The sequence below is a fragment of the Amycolatopsis umgeniensis genome, from assembly GCF_014205155.1.
Lineage (GTDB): Bacteria > Actinomycetota > Actinomycetes > Mycobacteriales > Pseudonocardiaceae > Amycolatopsis > Amycolatopsis umgeniensis.
The window spans coordinates 388,021-410,040 of the sequence record NZ_JACHMX010000001.1 but is presented as its reverse complement, the minus strand read 5'-3'; the positions used below and the strand labels follow the sequence as shown (position 1 = coordinate 410,040).

The 22,020-nt window shown below is 67.2% G+C and carries 19 protein-coding genes; 18 read left to right on the top strand and 1 reads right to left on the bottom strand.

The window, feature by feature from the left end; translation table 11 throughout:
- Positions 1-4 precede the first annotated feature (4 nt).
- The 13 genes from HDA45_RS01740 (at position 5) to HDA45_RS01680 (ending at position 15,051) form a co-directional block, all read left to right on the top strand.
- Positions 5-4,651: a tetratricopeptide repeat protein gene (locus HDA45_RS01740; RefSeq protein ID WP_184891550.1), complete on the top strand. Its 4,647-nt coding sequence runs from the start codon at positions 5-7 to the stop codon at positions 4,649-4,651.
- 68 nt (positions 4,652-4,719) lie between these two features.
- Entirely contained in the window at positions 4,720-5,493 is a 774-nt protein-coding gene (locus tag HDA45_RS01735; RefSeq protein WP_184891549.1) for a hypothetical protein, read from the top strand.
- Positions 5,494-5,580: 87 nt separating this feature from the next.
- A complete protein-coding gene (locus HDA45_RS01730) occupies positions 5,581-5,994 on the top strand; it encodes a hypothetical protein (protein ID WP_184891548.1) in 414 nt (137 codons plus the stop codon).
- Positions 5,995-5,996: 2 nt separating this feature from the next.
- On the top strand, positions 5,997-6,653 hold the full coding sequence (locus tag HDA45_RS01725; protein WP_184891547.1) for a helix-turn-helix transcriptional regulator: 657 nt from the start codon (positions 5,997-5,999) through the stop codon (positions 6,651-6,653).
- A gap of 12 nt (positions 6,654-6,665) precedes the next feature.
- Positions 6,666-7,748 (top strand): cytochrome P450, encoded by a 1,083-nt coding sequence (locus HDA45_RS01720; RefSeq protein ID WP_184891546.1) that lies wholly within the window; start codon positions 6,666-6,668, stop codon positions 7,746-7,748.
- A gap of 67 nt (positions 7,749-7,815) precedes the next feature.
- Complete coding sequence (locus tag HDA45_RS01715; RefSeq protein WP_184891545.1) at positions 7,816-8,142, top strand: PadR family transcriptional regulator; 327 nt, start codon at positions 7,816-7,818, stop codon at positions 8,140-8,142.
- Positions 8,139-8,495 (top strand): DUF1048 domain-containing protein, encoded by a 357-nt coding sequence (locus HDA45_RS01710; protein ID WP_184891544.1) that lies wholly within the window; start codon positions 8,139-8,141, stop codon positions 8,493-8,495. The genes HDA45_RS01715 and HDA45_RS01710 overlap by 4 nt, the downstream gene beginning before the upstream one ends.
- Position 8,496: 1 nt before the next feature.
- The gene (locus tag HDA45_RS01705) at positions 8,497-8,811 is read left to right on the top strand and encodes a DUF1048 domain-containing protein (RefSeq protein WP_184891543.1); all 315 of its coding nucleotides are present in this window, start codon (positions 8,497-8,499) and stop codon (positions 8,809-8,811) included.
- Between the two features lie 33 nt (positions 8,812-8,844).
- Positions 8,845-9,606 carry an ABC transporter ATP-binding protein gene (locus tag HDA45_RS01700; protein WP_184891542.1) on the top strand — a complete coding sequence of 254 codons (762 nt, stop codon included), beginning with the start codon at positions 8,845-8,847 and terminating at the stop codon, positions 9,604-9,606.
- A 12-nt stretch (positions 9,607-9,618) separates the two neighbouring features.
- Complete coding sequence (locus HDA45_RS01695) at positions 9,619-10,380, top strand: ABC transporter permease (RefSeq protein ID WP_184891541.1); 762 nt, start codon at positions 9,619-9,621, stop codon at positions 10,378-10,380.
- A 30-nt stretch (positions 10,381-10,410) separates the two neighbouring features.
- Positions 10,411-10,665: a hypothetical protein gene (locus HDA45_RS01690; RefSeq protein WP_184891540.1), complete on the top strand. Its 255-nt coding sequence runs from the start codon at positions 10,411-10,413 to the stop codon at positions 10,663-10,665.
- Positions 10,666-10,794: 129 nt separating this feature from the next.
- Positions 10,795-12,837 carry a UvrD-helicase domain-containing protein gene (locus tag HDA45_RS01685; protein WP_184891539.1) on the top strand — a complete coding sequence of 681 codons (2,043 nt, stop codon included), beginning with the start codon at positions 10,795-10,797 and terminating at the stop codon, positions 12,835-12,837.
- Positions 12,838-13,176: 339 nt separating this feature from the next.
- On the top strand, positions 13,177-15,051 hold the full coding sequence (locus HDA45_RS01680) for a Calx-beta domain-containing protein (protein WP_184891538.1): 1,875 nt from the start codon (positions 13,177-13,179) through the stop codon (positions 15,049-15,051).
- Positions 15,052-15,103: 52 nt separating this feature from the next.
- On the opposite strand, the gene bla is transcribed toward HDA45_RS01680, so the two are convergent.
- Positions 15,104-16,009 carry a class A beta-lactamase gene (bla, locus tag HDA45_RS01675; RefSeq protein ID WP_184891537.1) on the bottom strand — a complete coding sequence of 302 codons (906 nt, stop codon included), beginning with the start codon at positions 16,007-16,009 and terminating at the stop codon, positions 15,104-15,106.
- A gap of 101 nt (positions 16,010-16,110) precedes the next feature.
- On the opposite strand from bla, the gene HDA45_RS01670 reads away from it, so the two are divergent.
- The 5 genes from HDA45_RS01670 (at position 16,111) to HDA45_RS01650 (ending at position 21,845) form a co-directional block, all read left to right on the top strand.
- Entirely contained in the window at positions 16,111-17,001 is an 891-nt protein-coding gene (locus tag HDA45_RS01670) for a LysR family transcriptional regulator (protein WP_184891536.1), read from the top strand.
- Positions 16,998-17,900, top strand: a complete 903-nt coding sequence (locus HDA45_RS01665) for a serine hydrolase (RefSeq protein ID WP_184891535.1) — start codon at positions 16,998-17,000, stop codon at positions 17,898-17,900. Before HDA45_RS01670 ends, HDA45_RS01665 begins: the two co-directional genes overlap by 4 nt.
- A gap of 87 nt (positions 17,901-17,987) precedes the next feature.
- Entirely contained in the window at positions 17,988-18,965 is a 978-nt protein-coding gene (gene ppk2, locus HDA45_RS01660; RefSeq protein WP_184891534.1) for a polyphosphate kinase 2, read from the top strand.
- Positions 18,966-19,117: 152 nt separating this feature from the next.
- Positions 19,118-19,918, top strand: coding sequence for an SIP domain-containing protein (locus tag HDA45_RS01655; protein WP_184891533.1), 801 nt, complete (start codon positions 19,118-19,120; stop codon positions 19,916-19,918).
- A 157-nt stretch (positions 19,919-20,075) separates the two neighbouring features.
- On the top strand, positions 20,076-21,845 hold the full coding sequence (locus HDA45_RS01650; RefSeq protein WP_184891532.1) for an alpha/beta fold hydrolase: 1,770 nt from the start codon (positions 20,076-20,078) through the stop codon (positions 21,843-21,845).
- The last annotated feature ends 175 nt before the right edge of the window (positions 21,846-22,020 follow it).

Genomic DNA, 22,020 nt, shown 5'->3' with positions numbered 1-22,020 from the left:
TCCGATGCCGCAGGGCGTGCGTATTCCCGCCTACCTGGGACGGGTGCTCACCGACGAGGGCGTACCGGTCGGCACGTGTTTTCAGGTGTCTCCGGGTGTGGCGGTGACGGCGTGGCACGTCCTGAACGATCTCGGCCGCGGCGCCGTGCACGACACCGTCGGCATCGACGCGCTAAACGGCGCCACCGAGCCCGCCACAGCAGAGGTCGTCCGAGTTGATCCACTGCACGATCTGGCCGTGCTGCGGGTGGAGTTGCCACTGCCTGAGTCGGTGACCGGATTGTTCGCCACCGACTGGTTGCCGCTCAACGATTCCGTCGTGGTCACGGGGGTTGTCGAGGTCAACGACCCGGGGCATGAGTATGGGCACCTTGACGCGCCTGGCCTTTGGGCGGGTGGGACGACCCGTGACCGGCAGGTGCCGCTGGGCCGGTTGTCGGCCAACGCCGTGATGACGGGCATGAGTGGTGCCCCGGTCCGTCGGATCTCCGACGACCGGGTGGTCGGGGTCGTGTCCGCCCGGTACAACACGGCTGACGGCTGGCTCGAGCATTCAGTGTGGGTAGCCCGGACCGAGGACCTGGAAAACCTGCTTGCCGGTGTCGCGGACATCGCGGTCGCTGGTGCGCCGGATCTGGGTGAGGCCGTTGACCTGGTGCTGTCGGTGACCGAGACAGGGGTCAGGCTGGCTGGGCCGGATACTGTGGTCGCCGCGTCCCATCGTGGGATCAGCCAGGGCCTCGTTGCCGCGCTGGGTGATGTCCGCCGGGCCAGGGCACTCGCCGGCGCCGTGGACCGTACGATCGCGCAGGACACGGAACGAGCTGAAGCGGCGGGAGCGGTGTCGCTGCGGCGGGCTGGGCAGTTGCTGGCGGAGTCGTTCCTGCCCGGGCCGGTCGCGGACGCGCTGGCGCGAATACTCAGGCGCGCCACTGCGGAACATGTGCCTGTCCGCATCGGCATTGACGCGCCCGGTTGGACTGGGCTGCCGTGGGAAGCGCTGCCGGACCCGGTGACGTTGCGGCCTTTGGCGTTGTGTCCGCTGGTTACGGTGTTCCGTCGGGTGCCGGCGCCGAAGGTCAGGAACATTCCGGGGCCACTGCGGATTCTGGTCGCGATCTCCGCTCCGGAGATCGGCGGAGGTCCGGTGCTCGATTACGAGCGTGAACTCCGCAACGTTGTCGCGGCGGTCCGCGGGGCCCGAGCTGGTGACGCGGACGTGCGGGTGGTGCCGTTCGCGACCACCGCCGCGATTCGCGCGGCTTTGGACGAGGCACCGGCGCACATCCTGCATCTGTCCTGCCACGGCGGCCCCGGCGTCCTACACCTCGAAGACGAGGATGGCACCGCGCGCCCCGTGACTGCGGAACACCTGGTGGACGAAGCGGTCCCGCCGGGGATGATGCCGCCGGTAGTTTGCCTGGCCGCCTGCTACACCGATGTTCCCGGCGAGGAAGGAGCGCTGTCGCTGGCAGCGAGCCTGGTCGAGCATGGCGCCAGCGCTGTCATCGGGACCGAGACGTCGGTGACCGACTGGTATGCCACGGCACTGTTCGCCCGCGTCTACCAGGAACTCGCCCAGTCCGCGATCCCGGACATGGTCGCCGCAGTCGCCGACGCCCGCCGGATCGTGCAGCTGCACCTCGCGGCCTCAGAACATCCCCGGGAAGGCAAGCTGGCCGCGCTGGACGAGTGGAGCGTCGTCACCGTCCTGGCCGGTACCGGCTCGATGAGGGTATTCGATCCGGCGGAACACGAGCGCGTGCCGCAGCGGGAGAGCAGGTCGGTTGCCGGGTTGCCGTGGCGTGGTCACGGCAACTTCGTCGGTCGCCGCCGTGAGCAACGAGCACTACCCGCCGCGCTGGGCGGCCACGAGGTCAGCGGTGTCGTCCTGCACGGCATCGGCGGCATCGGGAAGACCACTTTGGCAGCCGAGCTACTGCAGCACCTGCGTTACCCCGTCACGGCTGTCTGCCAGGGCGAACTGTCAGTGGACGACGTGTTTGCTGCGGTGACGGGTGCCCTGCGCCGGCACCTGGCGATGCAGGGTGGTCACGAGCAACTACTGCGCGCTATCGGCTACGCCAGTCAGGTAGGCGAATTGTGGCAGGACCGGTTCCTCGTCTTGCGTGAACAGGTTTTCAGCCAGGTTCCGGTCCTGGTCGTTCTCGACAACTTCGAAGACAACCTCACCAACCGCGAGCTCGGCGACGAGGCACTTGGGAATCTGCTGGAAGAGTGGGCCACCGATCCAGGTGAGAGCCGGCTGCTGATCACCTCACGCCACCCGTTCACCCTTACCGGCGACGCGCACCAGCACCTGCGGTTCTCGCTGGTTGGCCCGATGTCACTCGCCGAGACATTCAAACTCATCTGGTCACTACCGACGCTCGATCAGCTCGACGACGACGACCTTGACAAGGTTTGGCGGCTGGTCGGCGGACATCCCCGCAGCCTCGAATACCTCGACGCCCTCCTCAACCACGGCCACGCCCGCTACCACGACGTCACCGCACGCCTCACCACAGCACTCCAAGCCCATCCCGAGGCCAGGGCTGCCGTGGCCGCTGGCACCCTGGACGCTGCGCTGGCACAGACCGTGACCCTGATCGCCGATGACGTCCTGCTCGACGCGCTCCTGCACACCCTCGAGGACCACCCCGGTGCGCGCGAACTGCTGCTTGGCGCATCGGTCTACCGGGAACCGGTAGGGCTTCCCGCGTTGCTGTTCCAGATCGGCGACGCCGATGAGGCCGCCGCACACATACCGGACCACCAGGGGGCGCAGCGGCATATCCTGGCCGTGCTCGAACAGCACGACATCCCGCTGGCCGAGCTTGACATCGCCGGGCTACCTGCGGACGTGCTGGCCGAGATTCAATCTGACCTCGACAAGCTCGCGGCGGTGCCGATGCCGCCACGGTCAACGTCCTACAACCTAAGCGACCTCGTCGCGGAGCTGGCGGCGACCAGTCTGCTGACCGTGAACTCCAAAGCCGGGACGACGTTCGTGCACCGCTGGACCGCCTCCGCTCTCGAACGCCGCTGCCACGACGAGGAACTGCGGCAAGCACACCGCAAGGCCGCGGAATACTGGAACTGGCGAATCAAAGTCTGGCTTCAAGACCGCGACGCGGACCTGAATGACGCACTGGAAGCGCGTCACCACCTCATCGCAGGCGACCAACTCGACCACGCGGAAACGATCACTCAGACCATCGCTCTCCAGCTTCATCTCGTGGGCGCCTGGGACCACGAGATGACACTCATCCAGCACACACTCGATGTCCTGGCACGAACACCAGAACAACAAGCCCGGTGGTATCACCAGCTTGGCATTCTTGCCCAGGCTCGGGGTGACTACGTCGAGGCCGAGCGTCGTTACACCGACTCTCTCACCATCAACGAAGAACTCGGCAACCGCGTAGGCATCGCCAGCGGCTATCACCAGCTTGGCATGATCGCCCAGCTCCGGGGTGACTACGTCGAGGCCGAGCGTCGTTACACCGACTCTCTCACCATCAAGGAGGAGCTCGGCAACCGCGCAGGCGTGGCCAGCAGCTACGGGCAGCTTGGCATTCTTGCCCAGGCTCGGGGTGACTACGTCGAGGCCGAGCGTCGTTACACCGACTCTCTCACCATCAACGAAGAACTCGGCGACCGCGCCGGTATGGCTCGCGGCTATCACCATCTCGGCATGATCGCCCAGGATCGGGGTGACTACGTCGAGGCCGAGCGTCGTTACACCGACTCTCTCACCATCAACGAAGAACTCGGCGACCGCGCCAGCATCGCCAGCGGCCATCACCAGCTTGGCATTCTTGCCCAGGACCGGGGTGACTACGTCGAGGCCGAGCGTCGTTACACCGACTCTCTCACCATCAAGGAGGAGCTCGGCGACCGCGCCGGTATGGCTCGCGGCTATCACCAGCTTGGCATTCTTGCCCAGGACCGGGGTGACTACGTCGAGGCCGAGCGTCGTTACACCGACTCTCTCACCATCAAAGAGGAGCTCGGCGACCGCGCCGGTATGGCCAGCGGCTATCACCAGCTTGGCATTCTTGCCCAGGCTCGGGGTGACTACGTCGAGGCCGAGCGTCGTTACACCGACTCTCTTACCATCAACGAAGAACTCGGCGACCGCGCCGGTATGGCTCGCGGCTATCACCATCTCGGCATGATCGCCCAGGATCGGGGTGACTACGTCGAGGCCGAGCGTCGTTACACCGACTCTCTCACCATCAACGAAGAACTCGGCGACCGCGCCAGCATCGCCAGCGGCCATCACCAGCTTGGCATTCTTGCCCAGGACCGGGGTGACTACGTCGAGGCCGAGCGTCGTTACACCGACTCTCTCACCATCAACGAAGAACTCGGCAACCGCGCCGACATGGCCAGCACAGTTAGTCAACTCGGAACTCTCGCCGAGGAGTTGAGCGACCCAGTCAGCGCTGTCACTTTTCACGCGCGCGCCGCCTACCTGCGTGTGCAAATGCAGCTGCGCGAACAAGCTTTTGACCTTCAGCGGCTGTTGTCACTGCGCGATGCGTTGGGAGCAAAGACCTTTGGCGGGGCCGTACGAGGAGCAATCGGTGAAGGCGCTGCTGCAGCACTCGCGACTGTATTGGAAGACGACGCGCCCACAGACTGACCGTCGAGCACTTCGCTTACGCATCCGATTTCAACAAGGGCGACCATCTCTGTCTAGGATCCCTACCGATGTCCGCTCGTGCCGCTGAGCGGACGATCAGCGCGACGACAAGGATTGTGATTGCCCGGCACTTCACATGCCGCGATAATCACCGTATGTGGGGGAAACGTATGTGCTTGGTGGTGCCGCTCGTGCTGGCGGTGGCAGCGTGTGGTGGCCCGTCGCGGGAGGACTACAAGGCGGCAGCGACGAGCGCCGGCGCCATGGCTGACCGCGATCTGCACGATCGCTGGGTCGCGGATCGATTCGCCGAACTGGAAAAAGCCACCTCCTGGGCAGAATGGGGCCCGGTGGCGACCCGAATACTCTGCAACGTCGATCGTGCTTCTTCCTTCGGTCAGGCCACTCCGAACACCGTGAGCTGCTCTTCGGCCTGGGTGCGGCAGGCAGGCTTCGACGGCGAGCTGCCTGACCGGATCCGGGCATTCGACGAGATCGTCAGGGCGCACGCATGGGCCGGACATGCCAACTCAATCGCGCAGCCCATCGAGTACTACAGCAAGTTCCGGGGTCGCCCGGAGGGCCCGGGCCGGGTCTATGACGCGAGCAACCTTCCTGGCGTCGGTTACTCCCGCCAAGTGGCCGACACCGGAGACATGGGACTCGGCGAGTCCTGGACCGAAGCGGGACAGCCGGTACTGGAGCGCCCCGAGCCGTCGTCGGACCTTTTCACCCACACCAGCGGGCCGAAACAGCCTGCCCTGATCACCGAGCAGTTGACCCGCCATCGCTACGTCATGACCTTGACCATGAGCACCACTCAGACGTACCCGACACAGTGAACGAGCGTCGTCGATGACGGAGGTTCGTCGAGGCTGTGGGATAGTCGTGACGTGGCTGGGCTGTCCGGGGGTCGTCGGGTTTGGCGTATGAGGTGGTGGGTCCGGCTGCTCTGCGTGGCGGTGCCGCTGGCGATGGCACCGTTCGTTTGGTACCAGCCTTGGATGCTCAACCCCGAGTGGCGGCGTGACGGTATGCCCGCGTCCGAGTGGTGGTGGGCGGCGGCGCTCTATGTCGTCATGGGGTCACTGGCATGGTCGGCGTTTCGCTCGCGGATCAAACTCGGCGACGGACGGCTCCGGGTGGTCAATCCTTGGCGCAGCCACGAGATTTCGACGGCGCACGTGATCGACGTCAAGCCTGGAAGCCTCGGCGTGGAGTTCCTGCTGTCCTCGGGGCGGATCGTGTCCGCGTTCGCGGTCCAATGCACCGCCTTCGAATTCGGTGCGGAACCGCGATGGGTCGATGTCGCCAGAGAAGTGACCGCGCGAGAGCCGGCTTGACGATGAGTTCGACCAGCGACTTCGCTCCGCCCGTCGATCTGGCTGACCGTGTCAGCCAGGTGTGGCGCCGCAGCGGGGAACTGCCGCCCGCGTTGCCGCAGCCGTCCGTGGACCTGTTGGTGTTCGGAGACGGTTCGTTGTGGTTGAGCGGGCCGGAGACGGAAGCCAGAACCGGGAGTCTGACCGAGCCGTTGACGGGGCTGCGGCTGCGACCGGGGACGTGCGCCTCGGTGTTGGGGATCGCCGCGGACGAGGTGCCCTTGACGGGGATGTCGTTTCCCGGCAAGGGGCTCGATGCCGCATTGCGGGCGTTGCGGGCACCGGCCCGTCCAGCCGATCGGGCGGTCAGTCAGGTGCTCCAGGCCATGCGCGCGGCCCCTGGGGCGCCGGTGTCCCACCACGCGGCCGCGGTCGGGTTGTCCGAGCGGCAGTTGCGACGGCGGTTCCTGGTGGCGGTCGGGTTGAGCCCCAAGGCTTACACGCGAGTGGTGCGGTTGCACCGGGCGATGGCGTTGGCGCGGTCGTCTTCGGCACCGGACTGGTCGGAAATCGCTGTCCGCAGTGGGTTCTACGACCAGCCGCACATGATCGCGGAGTTCCGGCGCGCGGTCGGGTCATCGTGTGTCCGTTTCTTCCAAGCGGCGGCCGTGGGCGGGTAGCACCCTGTCGGGATGTCCCTCGAGGAGATCTTCGCTTTCCATGCGCAAGAGGTGGGCCCGGTGCGGTTCGCCGAGTCGTTCGGCGGCTGGGTGGTCACCCGGTACGCGGACGTGGACAGAGTGCTCACCGATCACGAGGTGTTCTCCTCTGACGAGTTGCGCCACAGCACCCAAGCGATCCCGCACAGCTCGAACCCGTTGTTGCGTGGCTTGCAGGCCATGGATCCGCCCCGGCATCACGTGTTGCGCCGAGTGGTCAGCCAGGTTTTCACGCCACGGGCTGTGTCTTCGCTGGAGCCGTCGATCACGGCGAAGGTCGACGCTCTGCTCGCTTCGGCAGGGCCGAGTTTCGACCTGATCGGGGAGGTGGCGTACCCGTTGTCGGTGCATACGATCGCGGGCCTGCTCGGCGTACAACCGTCGCGGTGGCCGGATTTCGTCCGGTGGACCGAGGCCATCACGTCGTTCTTCGGCACGTCCACGGTGGACGAGGCCCGCCAGACCGCCTTCGGCGAGGCGCTGACGGAAATGGGTGACTACTTCCGCGAGGAGTTCGAGCGCCCGTCAGGAATCATCGCGACCCTGATGACGTCGGATCTCACCGAGTACGAGCTGATCGACTTCTGCGCGCTGCTGCTGATCAACGGCCACGAGACGACCAAGACCTTGCTCGTGAACGCCGTCCTTTGCCTTGTCTCCCAAGCGAAGCCGTCCGACATCGGGTTGGCCGGCGAGGAGGTTCTGCGCTACTTGCCGCCCACGGGCGGAACGGACCGGTTCGTCACCCGGCCCACCACTCTCGGCGGTCGGGAACTCCGCGCTGGCGAGAGAGTCGTCGCGATGATCACGGCGGCCAACCGTGATCCCGAGGTCTTCGCCGATCCGCAGACGTTCGACCCGGACCGGAAACCCAACCCTCACCTGTCTTTCGGGCACGGCATCCACTTCTGCCTTGGCGCTCACCTCGCCCGTATGGAGGTTCGCATCGCCCTCGCGGCTCTGCTGCGGCGCTCTTGGCGGATCACCGACCTGGACACGCACCGTACCCCGGTCGGCATCGACATTCTGAAAGCAACTTTGACGATCACGTCGTGACGGCACTACCTTGTGATACTTTGTAGTGGTACTCAGTGCCACTGAGTACAGGGGTGGAAGGGGTGCGATGGACGATCTGACCGAGATGCTGAAGGGCACGCTCGAGGGTTGCGTGCTGCAGATCGTCGGCGGCGAGGAGACCTACGGGTACGCCATCACGCGTCGCTTGAACGAACTCGGCTTCGCCGACGTCGTCGAGGGGACGGTGTACACCATTTTGCTGCGGCTGGAGAAGAACGGGCTGGTCCAGGTGACGAAACGGCCGTCCGGGCAAGGACCCCCGCGCAAGTTCTACGCGCTCAATGACGCGGGGCGTGCACAGCTCGCGACGTTCTGGGCGAAGTGGGAGTACGTCACATCGCGGATCGACAAGCTCAAGGAGGGCGGGGAATGAACTTCTGGGAGACCATCACGGGGAGCGATCTCACCAGGGAATGGAAGGCTTTCGAATCCCGGGTCGAGGAATTGCCTCCCGATCACCGAGCGGCGTGGGAAAAGATCACGGGGCATCTTTCGGTGTATTCGGACTTCAGCGGCCGGAATCTGATGCCGATTCTCGACGGCGCTCTGGGCCTGCTCGAGGAAACCGCCGCGGATGGACAGAGCGTGCACGACGTGCTGGGCGATGACATCGAGGGCTTCTGCGCGGCGCTGGCCGGAGGGGAGCGCCGGCGCGGCTATCGCGACCGTTGGCGCGAGCAGTTGAACAGGAATGTCGCCAGGAAACTGAACCAGCTGGGAGGCTGACGTGGGCATCCAGGACCTCATCGAGGGCAAGAAGCAGTGGCGCGCCCATGTGGCGCGGGTCAAGGCGCTCCCGCCGGATTATCGGATCGTCTACCAGGAGATGCAGAAGTATCTTTTCAAGGTGGGGCCGGTCGATCTGATCGACGGGCCGCTGCTTCCCGGGATCGTGGACTTCTTCGAGGAGGGTGCCGCGTCCGGCAAGGGAGTGTTGGCGCTCATCGGAGATGATGTCGCCGCCTTCTGCGACGACCTGATCAAGGACTCGCCCACCTACGCGGACATCTATCAGGAGTCCATCGGTGCGGCCGAGAAGTAACGCAGCCAAAGGAACGGAAAGGGGGACGGTCTGATGGAGACGCGGGATCAGGCGATCCAGGTGCGAGGCCTGGAGAAATCGTACAAGACACTGCACGTGCTGCGCGGCGTGGACTTCGATGTGGCGAGGGGGAGCATCTTCGCCCTCCTCGGCTCCAACGGGGCGGGCAAGACCACAGTGGTGCGAATCTTGTCCACACTGCTCAAGGCGGACGCGGGAACGGCGAGTGTCGCCGGCTTCGACGTCGCCACGCAGGCGGCGGGCGTCCGGGAGGTCATCAGCCTCACCGGGCAGTTCGCCGCCGTCGACGAGATCCTCAGCGGCCGCGAGAATCTCGTTCTGGTCGCCCGGCTGCGGCATCTGAAACAGCCGGGCAGGATCGCGGACGACTTGCTGGAGCGGTTCTCCCTGAGCGACGCGGCCGCGCGGAAGGTTTCGACCTACTCGGGTGGTATGCGCCGCCGCCTGGACATCGCCATGAGCCTCATCGGGAACCCGCCGGTGATCTTCCTGGACGAGCCGACCACCGGGCTCGATCCCGAGGCGCGTATCGAGGTGTGGGAAGCGGTGAAGGAACTCGCCGCGCGAGGCACGACGGTGCTGCTGACGACACAGTACCTGGACGAGGCGGAACAGCTCGCCGACCGGATCGCGATCCTCCACAAAGGACGGATCATCGTGAACGGCACCCTCGCCGAACTCAAACGGCTGCTGCCGCCCGCCGAGGTCGAATACGTCGAGAAACAGCCGTCCCTCGAGGACGTCTTCCTGGCCATCGTCGGCGCGGACAAGTAGTGGGGGGAGACGATGAACAAGCACTTCTTCGGTGACACCACCGTCCTGGTGGGACGATCGATGAAACACGTCACCCGCAGCATCGACACCATCGTCACGACCGCGATGATGCCGGTCGCCATGATGCTCATGTTCGTCTACGTGTTCGGTGGCGCGATCAACACCGGGTCGGATTCGTATGTGAACTACCTGCTGCCCGGGATCCTGCTGATCACGGTCGCGTCAGGCGTCGCCTACACCGCGCTCCGGCTCTTCACCGACATGAAAAGCGGGATCTTCGAACGCTTCCAATCCTTGCCGATCGCCCGCTCGGGCGTGCTGTGGGCGCACGTGCTGACCTCGCTCGTCGCCAACCTGATCTCGCTCGTGATCGTCGTGGGCGTCGCCCTGCTTCTCGGCTTCCGTTCAGGAGCGGGACTGCCGACCTGGCTCGCGGCCGCCGGCATCCTGCTCCTGTTCACCCTGGCGCTGACGTGGCTGGCCGTCATCCCCGGTCTCTCCGCGAAATCCGTGGACGGCGCGAGCGCGTTCTCCTACCCGCTCATCTTCCTGCCGTTCCTCAGCTCGGCGTTCGTGCCCACCGGCACCATGCCCGGCCCGGTGCGCGCCTTCGCCGAACACCAGCCGGTGACGTCGATCGTGAACGCCCTCCGCGCCCTGTTCGCCCGGCAGCCGGTCGGCACCGAGATCTGGATCGCCCTCGCCTGGTGCGCCGGTCTGCTGGTCTTCGCGTACTTCTTCGCCACGATCACCTACCGTCGCAAGATCTCCTGATCTTGTGCTCGGGGCGTCTAGCATCCGGGCATGGAAAGGGCTGGGGAGGACGACCTCGTCATCGAATTCGTCCCGTCTTTGATCGCGCTGCTGCTGGCCGCGGAGCGTTCCAAGGGTAGTCCTCTCGTGGAGGAGGAAGTCTTCGACATCCGCGACGGGGCAACCTGCATCCGCACGCCGAGGTCGCTGTCCGAGGCGATGGCGGAGCAGCGCGGATACGCCGACCTCGACCCGGAGCGGTGCTGGGAACAGTGGCAGGCCGTGCGGACCGAGCTGGTGGACTGACCGTCAGCGTGGTTTCCCGCCGCTTCAGCCGCCCGGCTGAAGCGGCGGGAAAGAACAAGACTGTTCTTCGCGATTGGCGCCGTGCACGCTCGATGGCACGGATCGCCGATTCGAAGGGGACGCGTGGCCGTGGCCGGCAGTGAAATCGACAAGGAACAGGACTACGTGGCGGACCTCTACGCCCGTCTGGACGCCATGCGCGAGGAAGCGGCCGAGCGGCTGGTGACAGGGCGAAATCGGGAGGCGGCGGCTGTCTGGCGGGCGGAGGTGGCTCGCCTCGAGGCGGTGGAGCAGGGGTTGTGCTTCGGGCGGCTGGACATGCATGACGGACGGCGCGTCTACATCGGCAGGCTCGGCCTGTTCCAGGACGAGGGCGGCGAACCGCTCCTGGTGGATTGGCGCGTTCCGGTGGCACAGGCGTTCTACACCGCGACGGCGATCGCTCCCGAGGGGGTGCGGCGACGGAGGCGGATCACCACGCGAGGCCGGATCGTCGTCGCGCTGGACGACGAGGTGCTGAACCCGGACGATGCCGGCGACGACGGCCTGGTCGGCGAGGCGGCGTTGCTGGCGGCGGTGACCGTGGAGCGGACCGGGCGGATGCGCGACATCGTCACCACCCTTCAAGCCGAACAGGATCGGATCATCCGGCACGAGACCGACGGGGTGCTGGTGGTGCAGGGCGGTCCCGGCACGGGGAAGACGGCCGTCGCGTTGCACCGGGTCGCGTACCTGCTCTACACCCGCCCGCATCTGCGCACCCGGGGCGTCCTGGTGGTGGGTCCGAGCCGGCTCTTCCTCGACTACATCGGCCAGGTCCTTCCCGGCCTCGGCGAGAACAGCGTGGTGACCGCGACCATCACCGATCTGAGGCCCGACGTCGAGGTCAGCCGGGTGGATCCACCCGGGATCGTCGAGCTCAAGGGCGAGGCGGTCATGGCGGAACGGCTGGCGGCGGCGGTGCGGTCGCGGGTCCGGGCACCGGAGCACGTCGTCGACGTCGTGTTCGAACAGGAGGTGCTGCGGCTCGACCCGCGTGAGTGCGGCCGTGCCATGCGGAAGGCCGTGCAAACCGGACTTCCGCACAACCAGGCCAGGCTGGTCTTCCAGCGAGAGATCGTGGATGTGCTCGTGGGGCGCCTGATCGAGGAGATGGAAGCGGTCGTGCTCACCGAAACGGGCGAGGCGCTCGACGGCGGCAGCCCGGACGGCCGGCTCGGCGAGGCCGATCTGCGTGCGCTGGCCGCCGCGGGTGTGGTGATCGACCACGACACCGAGCCGAAGACCATGCTGGACGAGGTGGACCGCGCAGGTCTGCGGGACGCGATGCTCGCCGACACCGGTGTCCAAGCCGCACTCGACGCGCTGTGGCCGGAACTGACCGCGGAAGACGTGGTGTCGGACCTCCTGGGCGAGCGCACCGACGGCTGGAGCGCCGCCGATGTCCCGTTGCTGGACGAAGCCGCCGGTTTGATCGGCCAGGGTGGCGGCCGGGCCACGTTCGGGCACGTGGTCGTCGACGAGGCACAGGAACTGTCCGAAATGGCCTGGCGGATGCTGATGCGCCGGTGCCCCACCAGATCGATGACCATCGTCGGGGACCTCGCCCAGACCGGGAACCCGGCGGGCGCCTCGTCGTGGGACCGCGTACTGCGGCCACAGGTGCGGGATCGATGGCGGCTCGCCCGGCTCACGGTCAACTACCGCACACCGGCGGAGATCATGGCCGCCACCGCGGATCTGCTCGCCGTCCACCATCCCGGAACGCCGCCGACCCGGTCCGTCCGCTCGACGGGCGAACCGCCGTGGCGGATCGGCACCGCCCGCGCGGACCTGGTCACCACCATCGCCGAGCTCGTCGCGGCGCACACCGACGGTCAACTCGGGATCATCGCCCCGGGCAGCCTCATCGAGCCCCTGGCCGCGGCGTCGTCGCTCGCCGTCCCGCCGGATCTGACCGGGAAGGCGGTCCTGCTCACGCCCGAACAGGCGAAGGGCCTGGAGTTCGACTCGGTCCTGATCGCGGACCCGGCCGGAATCCTCGGCGCCGCACCGCACGGCCACAACGACTTGTACGTCGCGATGACCAGGGCCACCCGGCGGCTGGGCGTCGTGCACCCCGGCGAGCCACCGGCCGAACTGTCCTCGCTCCGGGAACTCACGTCTCGCTGAGGTGTCGGGCAGCTGGGGGACGTTGCGACATTCGGTGAATACAAGCCGGTGAATACCGGACAGAGCCGGTTTTCGTCCGGCGAGGTGATCACGGAAAACGCGGAGAAATTCGATCGCTTTCACACTGAAGAGTGGAGGCGCCGAAATTCTTTCAGCGGGACGGACCATCGTGGACCTGGTCTGAGTAGTCCGGATTCTTGAGGACAACTCGTTGAGCGCCTTGACGTACGGCGCTACGGGTGACATTCGAGCCGGGTGCTAACGAAATGCCGGGCATTCCGTCTTTCTCAGGCAACCCACAGGAATTCCGGCCGCCGCCGGGTCTCGAAAGGGAAGTCCATGTCACGAAGACCACTGTTCGTCGTTTTGACCGCCGTCACGGCGATGCTCGCGTCCACCGCGGTCGCCGCCGCGGCCCCGCCGGGGGTGGACCCGGCCACGGTCGACCTCACCCTGAACGCGGGGCAGAGCACGACCGTGACCAAGAACGTGACCACCTCGGCGGTACCGCCGAACCCCGACCTGGTCCTGCTCGCGGACACCACGGGCAGCATGGGCGGGCCGATCGGCAACGTGCGGTCGAACGCCAGTGCCATCACCGGTGACGTGCTCGCCGCGCAGCCGACGGCGCAGTTCGGCGTCGCCGAATACAAGGACTTCACCGACTCGGTGCCCTTCAAGGTGAACCAAGGCATCACCGGCGACACCACCGCTGTTCAGACGGGAATCAACCAGTGGGTGGCCTCGGGCGGCGGGGACACGCCGGAAGCGAACCTCAACGCCCTGTTCCAGCTGGCCACCGGCGCGGTCACCTTCCGCCCGGACGGCACCCGCATCATCGCGTGGTTCGGCGACGCGCCGTCGCACGACCCGAGCGGCGGGCACACTCTGGCGCAGACCATCGCGGCACTTCAGGCGGCGAAGATCCGCGTGGTCGCCGTCAACGTCGGGGGGCTCGACGCCACCGGGCAAGCCAGTGCCATCACCTCGGCGACGGGTGGTGTGCTGCTGAACAACGTCCCCGCCGGTCAGGTCTCCCAGGCCATCCTGGACGGCATCAAGTCCATCGAGGTCACGGTGACCCCGAAGGTGACCAGCTGCGATCCGCAGCTCACGGTCACCAACGCCCCTAGCAGCGTCAAGGTGACCAGTGGTGACGTCGCCACGTTCACCGAGACGATCACGGCGTCGGCCAGCGCGGCTCCCGGCACCTACCACTGCGTGGTCGACTATCAGGTCGACGGCGTTTCGCGGGGGTACATCGAAACCACGACCGTCCGCGTGCTCGGCTTGAGCATCAACGACGTGACGGTCGACGAGGGTTCGGGTGGCGCTCAGGTACCGGCGACCTTCACGGTTTCGCTGCTCGGCGGTCCCAGCCCGAATCCGGTGACGGTCCAGTACTCGACCGCCAACGGCACGGCGACGGCGCCCGCCGACTACGCGACGGCCGGCGGCACTGTCACGTTCGCACCCGGCCAGACGAGCAAGCCGGTGACCGTCCTGGTCAACCCGGACACGGTCGACGAGCCGAACGAGACGTTCACGGTGAATCTCTCGGCTCCCTCGGGCGCCGGGCTCGTCGATCCCACCGGTGTCGGCACGATCATCGACGACGACCGTGACGGAGTGTTCTCCTGCACGGGTACCGCGGCGAACGTTCTCGGGGTGGTCGTGGCCCAGGCGAACCCGGCGAACCTGCCTTGTGCCGACGATTCGCGCACCGTCGCCGCCGCGACGCTCAACGCGGGCGTGATCAAGGTGGACACCCAGGTGCTGACCGCGTCGACCGATCTCACGCCGGACAACCAGTCGGCTGCTCCGGCCGCGGGCGACCGCGCGCTGGCGTCGGCCAGAATCGACAAGACGGTGATCAGCACGCTCGGGCTGACCGTCGAAATCGGCGTGATCCAGTCGCAGGCCACGGCGACCTGCCAGCCGGCGCCGGGCGGTCTCGCCCCGGTCCTGGCGGGCAGTTCGAACGTCGCCTCGCTGAAGATCAACGGTCAGCCGATCACGGTGGGCTCGGCCCCGCTGACCATTCCCCTGGTCATCGGTTCGCTGAAGCTCAACGGCCAGACCGTGGCGAACGGCGTCGTGAAGCAGCAGGCCGTCGCGCTGGAGACCGTGCTCACGAAGATCGTGCTCGCGGAATCCCAGGCGGACGTGCACGGCACCGCCGCACATCCGGCGGGCAACCCTTGCCGCCGCTGATCCGGTGAAACCAGTCGGGGCGGACGGATCTCCGTCCGCCCCGGCAGGTCTGTCAGGAAAGTGCCTTGACCGCCGCCGCCGTGGCGTCCGCGAGGAGCTTGTTGTCGATCTTGGCGTCCGCGGCCGCGCGGTCGGTCAGGACCGAGATGACGATCGGTGCCTTGTCCGGTGGCCAGACGACGCCGATGTCGTTGCGCGTTCCATAGCCCGCCGTGCCGGTCTTGTCGGCGACGGGCCAGCCGGGGACCCCGGCGCGGATGTTCCCGTCCCCGGTGGTGTTGGCGCGCATGATGTCGACCAGGACCTTGCGCTTGTCCTCGGGAAGCGCGTCGCCGAGGGCGAAGGCGCGCAAGCTCACGGCGAGGGCACGGGGCGTGCTGGTGTCCCGGGGGTCACCCGGGAAGGTGTCGTTGAGCAACGGTTCGATCCGGTCGGCGTGGCTCGTGGTGTCACCGATCCCGCGCAATACCGCGTTGAGGCCCTCGGGGCCGCCGAGTTCGCGGAAGAGCAGGTTGCCGCCGGTGTTGTCGCTGTAGCGAAGGGTTGCGTCGATGACGGCGCGCAGCGGCATACCGGTCGCGACGTGCTTCTCCGTCACCGGCGAGTTGGAGACCAGATCCTCCCGGCTGTAGGTGATCGTCCGGTCCAGATCGGCGATGGGCGTCCGTTGCAGGACACCGCCGGCGGTGAACACCTTGTGCGTCGAGGCGTAGGCGAACCGCTCGTCGGCGCGGAAGGCGACCTCGCGACCGGTCGCCGTGTCCACCGCGTACACCCCGAGCCGGGCGGTGAAGGCGCGTTCCAGTTGCTCGAAGTCGGCTCGGCCTGCCGTGGCGACCGGGGTGGCGGCGGGGGCAGGCGGCTGCGGGGGAGCGGGTGTGGAGCACGCGGTGAGTGACAAGACCGAGAGGGCCAGGAGAGCGGCTCGGTTCGTCCACCGGCGAGAGGTGACGGACACGGTGATTCCTTTCGAGATCGTTCGATGTCCGCAGTCTGGCCATCACCGTTCATGCTGTCCAAGACATGAATGACCGATTCCATGCGAAATGCGCATAGTATGTGGTCGTGGACCTGATCGGCAGCTGCCGGGCGTTCGTGAGCGTGAGTGAGGCCGGGACCTTCACCGCGGGAGCCGCGATCGCCCGCATCCCCCAACCGGTGGCGAGCCGTCGGATCGCCGCGCTGGAACGGCATTTCGGCGAGCGGCTGTTCGACCGCTCCACCCGGCGTGCCCGGCTCACCCCGTTCGGCAGGGACATGCTGCCGTCGGCGAAGCGGCTCGTGACCTTGGCCGACGCGATGGAGCACGACGCGCAGCGCGCGAAACTGCGCCCGATGCGGCTCGCGATGCCGGAAACCTGCACCATCCGGGAGCTCGCCGAACTCGACGCGGCGGCACGGGCTCTCGACATCTTCCTGGAGTTCCGGCAGGCCCCGCCGCGGGAACGGGCCGAACTCGTGCGCACCCAAGAGGTTCGCGCGGCTCTCACGGTCGTTCCCGCCGAAGAGGGCGCGTGGCGGGTCGCTTTGGGCCTGGCCGGGGGAGGCAGGCGGCGTCAGGGTTCGCTTCATCTGGAAACGCTGCGTGTCGGCCGGTCCGGTCGCGCGCCTCGCCGGGTCTGGATCCAGCCCGAGGACGACGTCCCGCATATCCGCGACCGCCTGTTCCGCGTCCGCGACTCGGTGGGACTGCGGCCCGCCCAGGTCATCGTCGCCGATTCGCTCACCGCGGCCGCGGCGGCCGTGTTCGGCTCGGACGATCTGCTGCTGTGCTCGACGGCCCAAGCCGCCGAACTCGGCTTGGGCTGGCAGCCCATCGGGGAGATCCGGCTCGCCCGCGGGTTCGAGATCACGGCGGGGCTCGGCGAGGACGCGCAGCGGCTCCGTGCACGATTGTGGTCCGACATCGCCCGGTGTCTCGGCGCGGAGGAAACCGAGGAGACGACATGAACACGGAGACGCTGCTCCTGCGGTTGCGCGCCGAACTGGACGACGGCGGCCTGCGCGGCTCGTTCCTGGTGCGGGATCTGCGGACCGGGTACGAGATCGGCATCGACCCCGAGCTCGAGTTCCCGAGCGCCTCGCTGGTGAAGATCCCGCTCGCCGCGGCGACGCTGGAGCGGATCCGCCGGGGCGAACTGGACGGCTCGGCGCCGATCGACGTCGAGCCGGGCCGGGCCACCACACCGGGGCCGACCGGGCTGACCCGGTTCCGGCATCCGGCCACGGTGGCCATCGACGATCTGCTGTACCTCGCGATGGCCATCAGCGACGAAACCGCGGCCGACACCCTTTTCGCGCTGACCTCGCCGGCCGAAGTCACCAGGTTGACGCGCGAATGGGGGATTTTCGGGATCACCGCGAGGCATTCGGTCGCGGAGCTCAGCGACACGCCGGCGGAACGCTTCGACCCCACGGACGTCCACCTCGCGCACGCCTTGGCGATCAACGCGGGGACCGACGGCCAGGGACATCCCGTTCCCCAGCTCGACATCACACGCGCGAGTTCCGGCTCCGCCCGCGCGTTCGTCGGCCTGCTCGAAGCGCTGTGGAAGCCGTCCAAAGTGGACGGCGAGGTGGCGGCGAGGGTGCGTGAACTGATGGGGCTCAACCTGTTGCGTCAACGGCTCAGCCCCGACTTCGTCTCCGACGCCACGAAATGGTCGTCGAAGACGGGCACCCTGCTGAACATGCGGCACGAGGTCGGGGTGGTCGAACACGCCGACGGCGGGATCTTCGCGATCGCCGCGCTGACCGAATCCCGGGTGCCCGCGGCGATCCAGCCGGAGGCCGAAGTGCTGATGGCCCGCGTGGCGCGGGCCCTGCGCGATCATCTGCGCGCGGGATGAGATCGCTTCGCCGTCGGGTCTGGCGCGGTGGTGGCTACGTCCTGATTGTCGCGTTTGCGTCCCCTCGGCCACGGGTATCAGCGGCGTGTGCTCGACTCATCACATTTCCCGGAGTTGCGGGACCAGCGTCTCGTCGTCGACTACGACGATGCCGACGACCCGGTTCTCCGCCGTCCGGACGGCTCCCCGATCGACACCTGGCGGGAGAACTATCCCTACACGACGCGCATGTCGCGTGACGAATACGAAGTGGTGAAACGGTCGCTGCAGATCGAACTGCTGAAGCTGCAGTACTGGATCAAGGACACCGGCGGCCGCATGGTGATCCTGTTCGAAGGACGCGACGCGGCGGGCAAGGGCGGCACCATCAAACGGTTCACCGAACATCTCAACCCGCGCGGAGCGCGAGTGGTGGCGCTGAGCAAACCCACCGACCGTGAGCAGGGCGAGTGGTACTTCCAGCGGTACGCGAACCATCTGCCCACCGAAGGCGAGATCGTGCTGTTCGACAGGTCCTGGTACAACCGTGCCGGCGTCGAGCGGGTGATGGGTTACTGCACGGACGAACAGTACGAGCGGTTCATTCGCCAGGCCCCGACCTTCGAGGAGATGCTCGTCGACGACGGGATCGTCCTGGTGAAACTGTGGTTCTCGGTGTCGAAATCCGAGCAGCGCACGCGGTTCCTCATCCGGCAGGTCGACCCGGTGCGCCAGTGGAAGCTGAGCTCCAACGACGTCAAATCGCTGGACCGCTGGGACGCCTACACCGAGGCGAAGGTCGCGATGTTCCGGTCCACCGACACGGAGATAGCGCCGTGGACGGTGGTCAAGAGCAACGACAAGAAACGGGCGCGCGTCGAGGCGATGCGCAGCGTGCTCGCGCGGGTGGACTACGCCGACAAGGACGAGGACACCGTCGGCGAGCCGGATCTGAAGGTGGTCGGTGCCGCGGCGACCCTCCTGGAGGAAGGGGAGGACGAAACGTCGCTCAGCCCGACCCCGATCGCGCGGCTGGAGGACCCCGATCACGGGCCGGGCCTGCATCCGGGTTCGGCTGGCCGATGAGCCGACCACCCCGGCAAAGGTGAGCAACCGAGCCACCGAGCCGCGCCGGCGCTGCTCAAGACACCTCTCTCACGCCCGCGAAAGCGAGTACCCAAGAACTGAAGGAAAGCTCATAATAGTGTCATGACCTGCGAAAACATTGGGAACCTGAAGTGATTCCGCGCCTCCAGCTCCCGGCGGCGCGCAAGATGATCACGCTGGAAGTGAAGGAGCGCGTCAGCCTGAGCCCGAACTTCGTGTCGGTCACGCTCGGCGGTCCGGCGTTGAAGGATCTCGTCGTGGCCGGTGCCGATCAGACGGTGCGGTTGTTCTTCCCTCGCGAGGGGCAGCGGCGGCTGCGGATGCCCACCTTCTCGAACGAGGCGTGGATGCCGGAGCTGATGCTGCTGCCCAAGTCGGTCCGGCCCTGGGTGCGCACCCTCACGATCCGCCGGACGAGGCCCGTCGACGACGAGGTCGACATCGAGTTCGCCCTCCACGGGGACTCGCCGATGAGCGAATGGGTCCGGCGGGTGGGGCCGGGGGATCCGGCCGGGATCTTCGACATGGGCACGACCTACCGGCCGCCGGACGACGTCGGCGCGCAGCTCATCGTCGCCGACGAGAGCGCTGTTCCCGCGGCATTGGCGATTCTCGACGGCGCCCCGGAATCCCTTGTCGCGGAAGTCTTCCTGGAGGTGCCGACGGTCGCCGACATCCGGCGATACGAGACCTCCGACGGTGTTCGCGTCCACTGGCTCAGTCGGGACGATCCAGGACGGCGTCCGGGAACCCTCGCCCTCGAAACGGTTCAGCGGGCGTCGCTGCCGCCGGGGCGGTTCTACACGTGGGTCGCGGGGGAGTCCCGTCTCGCGACGACGTTGCGCCGCCACCTGGTCTCCGAGCGGGGTGCGGCGAAGGCGGACATCTCCTTCGCCGGATACTGGCGGCATGGATGGTCGACCCCCGGCTGATCCGCAGGTGTCGAGATCCTGCCATGTCGGGTATCCGCCATCGCCGGGCCGTGTAGGAGACCTGATCACCCGTCTTTACTTCACGTACGGACGTCGGGGGCTCCTGTCGAAAGGGATCATGGTGATCAGTAGTACGAGAAAGACGCGGAGGGGCACGGTGGCGGTCATCGCCGGCGCCTTCCTGGCTTCAGGCCTGGTGCTGGCTCCCGCGGCGGGTGCGGCTCCCGCCGCCAAGGCCGACCCGGACACCGCGGCGCTGGCGGGCGCGCTGACCAAGCAGGCCGTGGCCTGGGGCGAGTGCTCGTTCCCCTCGGTCGCGCCCGCGACGGAAGCCGAACTGAAGAAGGTCAAGGGCCTGGCCTGTGCCACGGTCCAGGTGCCGCGTGACTGGCACAACCCGCAGGACGGCAACACCATCGGCGTCCGCGTCTCCAAGACCGCGACCGCGTACCCCGGCACCGGCAGGCAGGGCATCGCGCTGGTCAACCCGGGCGGACCAGGCGGCGAAGGTCTGCCGTGGGGTGCCGCGATGGCGATGCGCAGCCCGGTGCTGGCCTCGCAGTACGACTTCGTCGGCTTCGACCCGCGCGGCGTCGGCCAGAGCACCCCGCTGACCTGCACCTACACCGTCCCGGACAGCACGGATCAGAACGTGATCAGCCAGGCGAAGGTCGACGGCTGCCTGAAGAACCCGCTCACGAAGTTCATCACCACCGAGCAGACCGCGTACGACATGGACTTCATCCGCGTGCTGCTCGGCGAGAAGAAGACCAGCTACATCGGTTACTCGTACGGCACGTGGCTCGGCACCTGGTACGCCACCACGTTCCCGGGCAAGGCGCACCGGTTCCTGCTCGACTCGTCGACCGACGCGAGCCGATCGACGCTCGAGAAGACCTGGGATCTGCAGCCGCGCAGCCGTGACCGTCAGTTCCAGGACGCGCTGCTGCCCTACATGGCGCGCAACGACGCCAAGTACAAGGCGGGCACCGACCCGCTCGAGATCCGCCGCAACTGGGAGAAGGCCGGCGGCACCCGGGAGTTCGCGGGCATGCTCTACGCCGCCTGGTTCATCATCCCGGCGATGTACGACACCACTCAGTACCCGTCGGCGGCCTCCATGGTGGCCGCGCTGGCCAAGGGACCGGCGCCCGCCGGGACCGACGCGGAGAAGCTCGAGCAGGTCGTCGCCGAGGCGCTGACCACGCCCGGTCTGACCGACGCGAACAAGGCGTTCCTGAACAAGGCCAAGGGCAACGCGCTGGACGCCATCGCCAAGAAGGACTCGGTCGAGCGCAAGGCTTCCTACCAGGGCGGCGCCGAAGTCGAGACCTGGGACGCCGCTTTCGAGGCGATCCGCTGCCAGGACGGCCAGTGGAACCAGAACCTGCACTACTGGAACTACTGGCAGGCCGACCTGACCGTGAACGCGCCGTTCATCGCGCCGATCATGGCCCTCTCGGGCGCGCCGCTGTGCGCGTTCTGGAAGACCGGCAACGCCAAGCCGGCGCCGGACCAGAAGACGTTCCCGAAGCTGCTCATCGCGCAGACGGAACTGGACGCGGCCACGCCGTACGAGGGCGCGCTCGCCACCGCGAACGGCCTGCCGGGCGCCAAGATGATCAGCGTCGACAACGAAGGCAGCCACGGGATCTTCCCGTACAACACCGACTGCGTCGACGACCCGATCGTCGCCTACTTCCAGACCGGTTTCACGCCGAAGAAGAAGTTCACCGGCTGCCAGGGCCTGCCCCTGCCGGGTGAGGACAAGACGGTCGAGGTCGGTGGCAACCTCGGGCACGACGGGAAGATCAAGATCAAGATGATCACGCCCCAGGTGCGCAAGGCGAACGAGATCGTCCGCGAACTGCTCGAAGGGGCCGCCACCCCGGCCGCCGACGAGCAGGGGATGCCCGCCAACAGCTAGTCCCCGAAGGTGCTGAACGAGGCTCCCGCGAGCCGAGCTGGTCCGCGGGAGCCTCTTCGGCGTGGATCTGTGATCCTTTCGTTACCGGTTCAGGCGCACGAACCCGGCACTTTCCCCCTCAAGAACAGTGAGCGGACACAGCGATCCGCGGGGGCTTGACATCGATGTCAGGTCG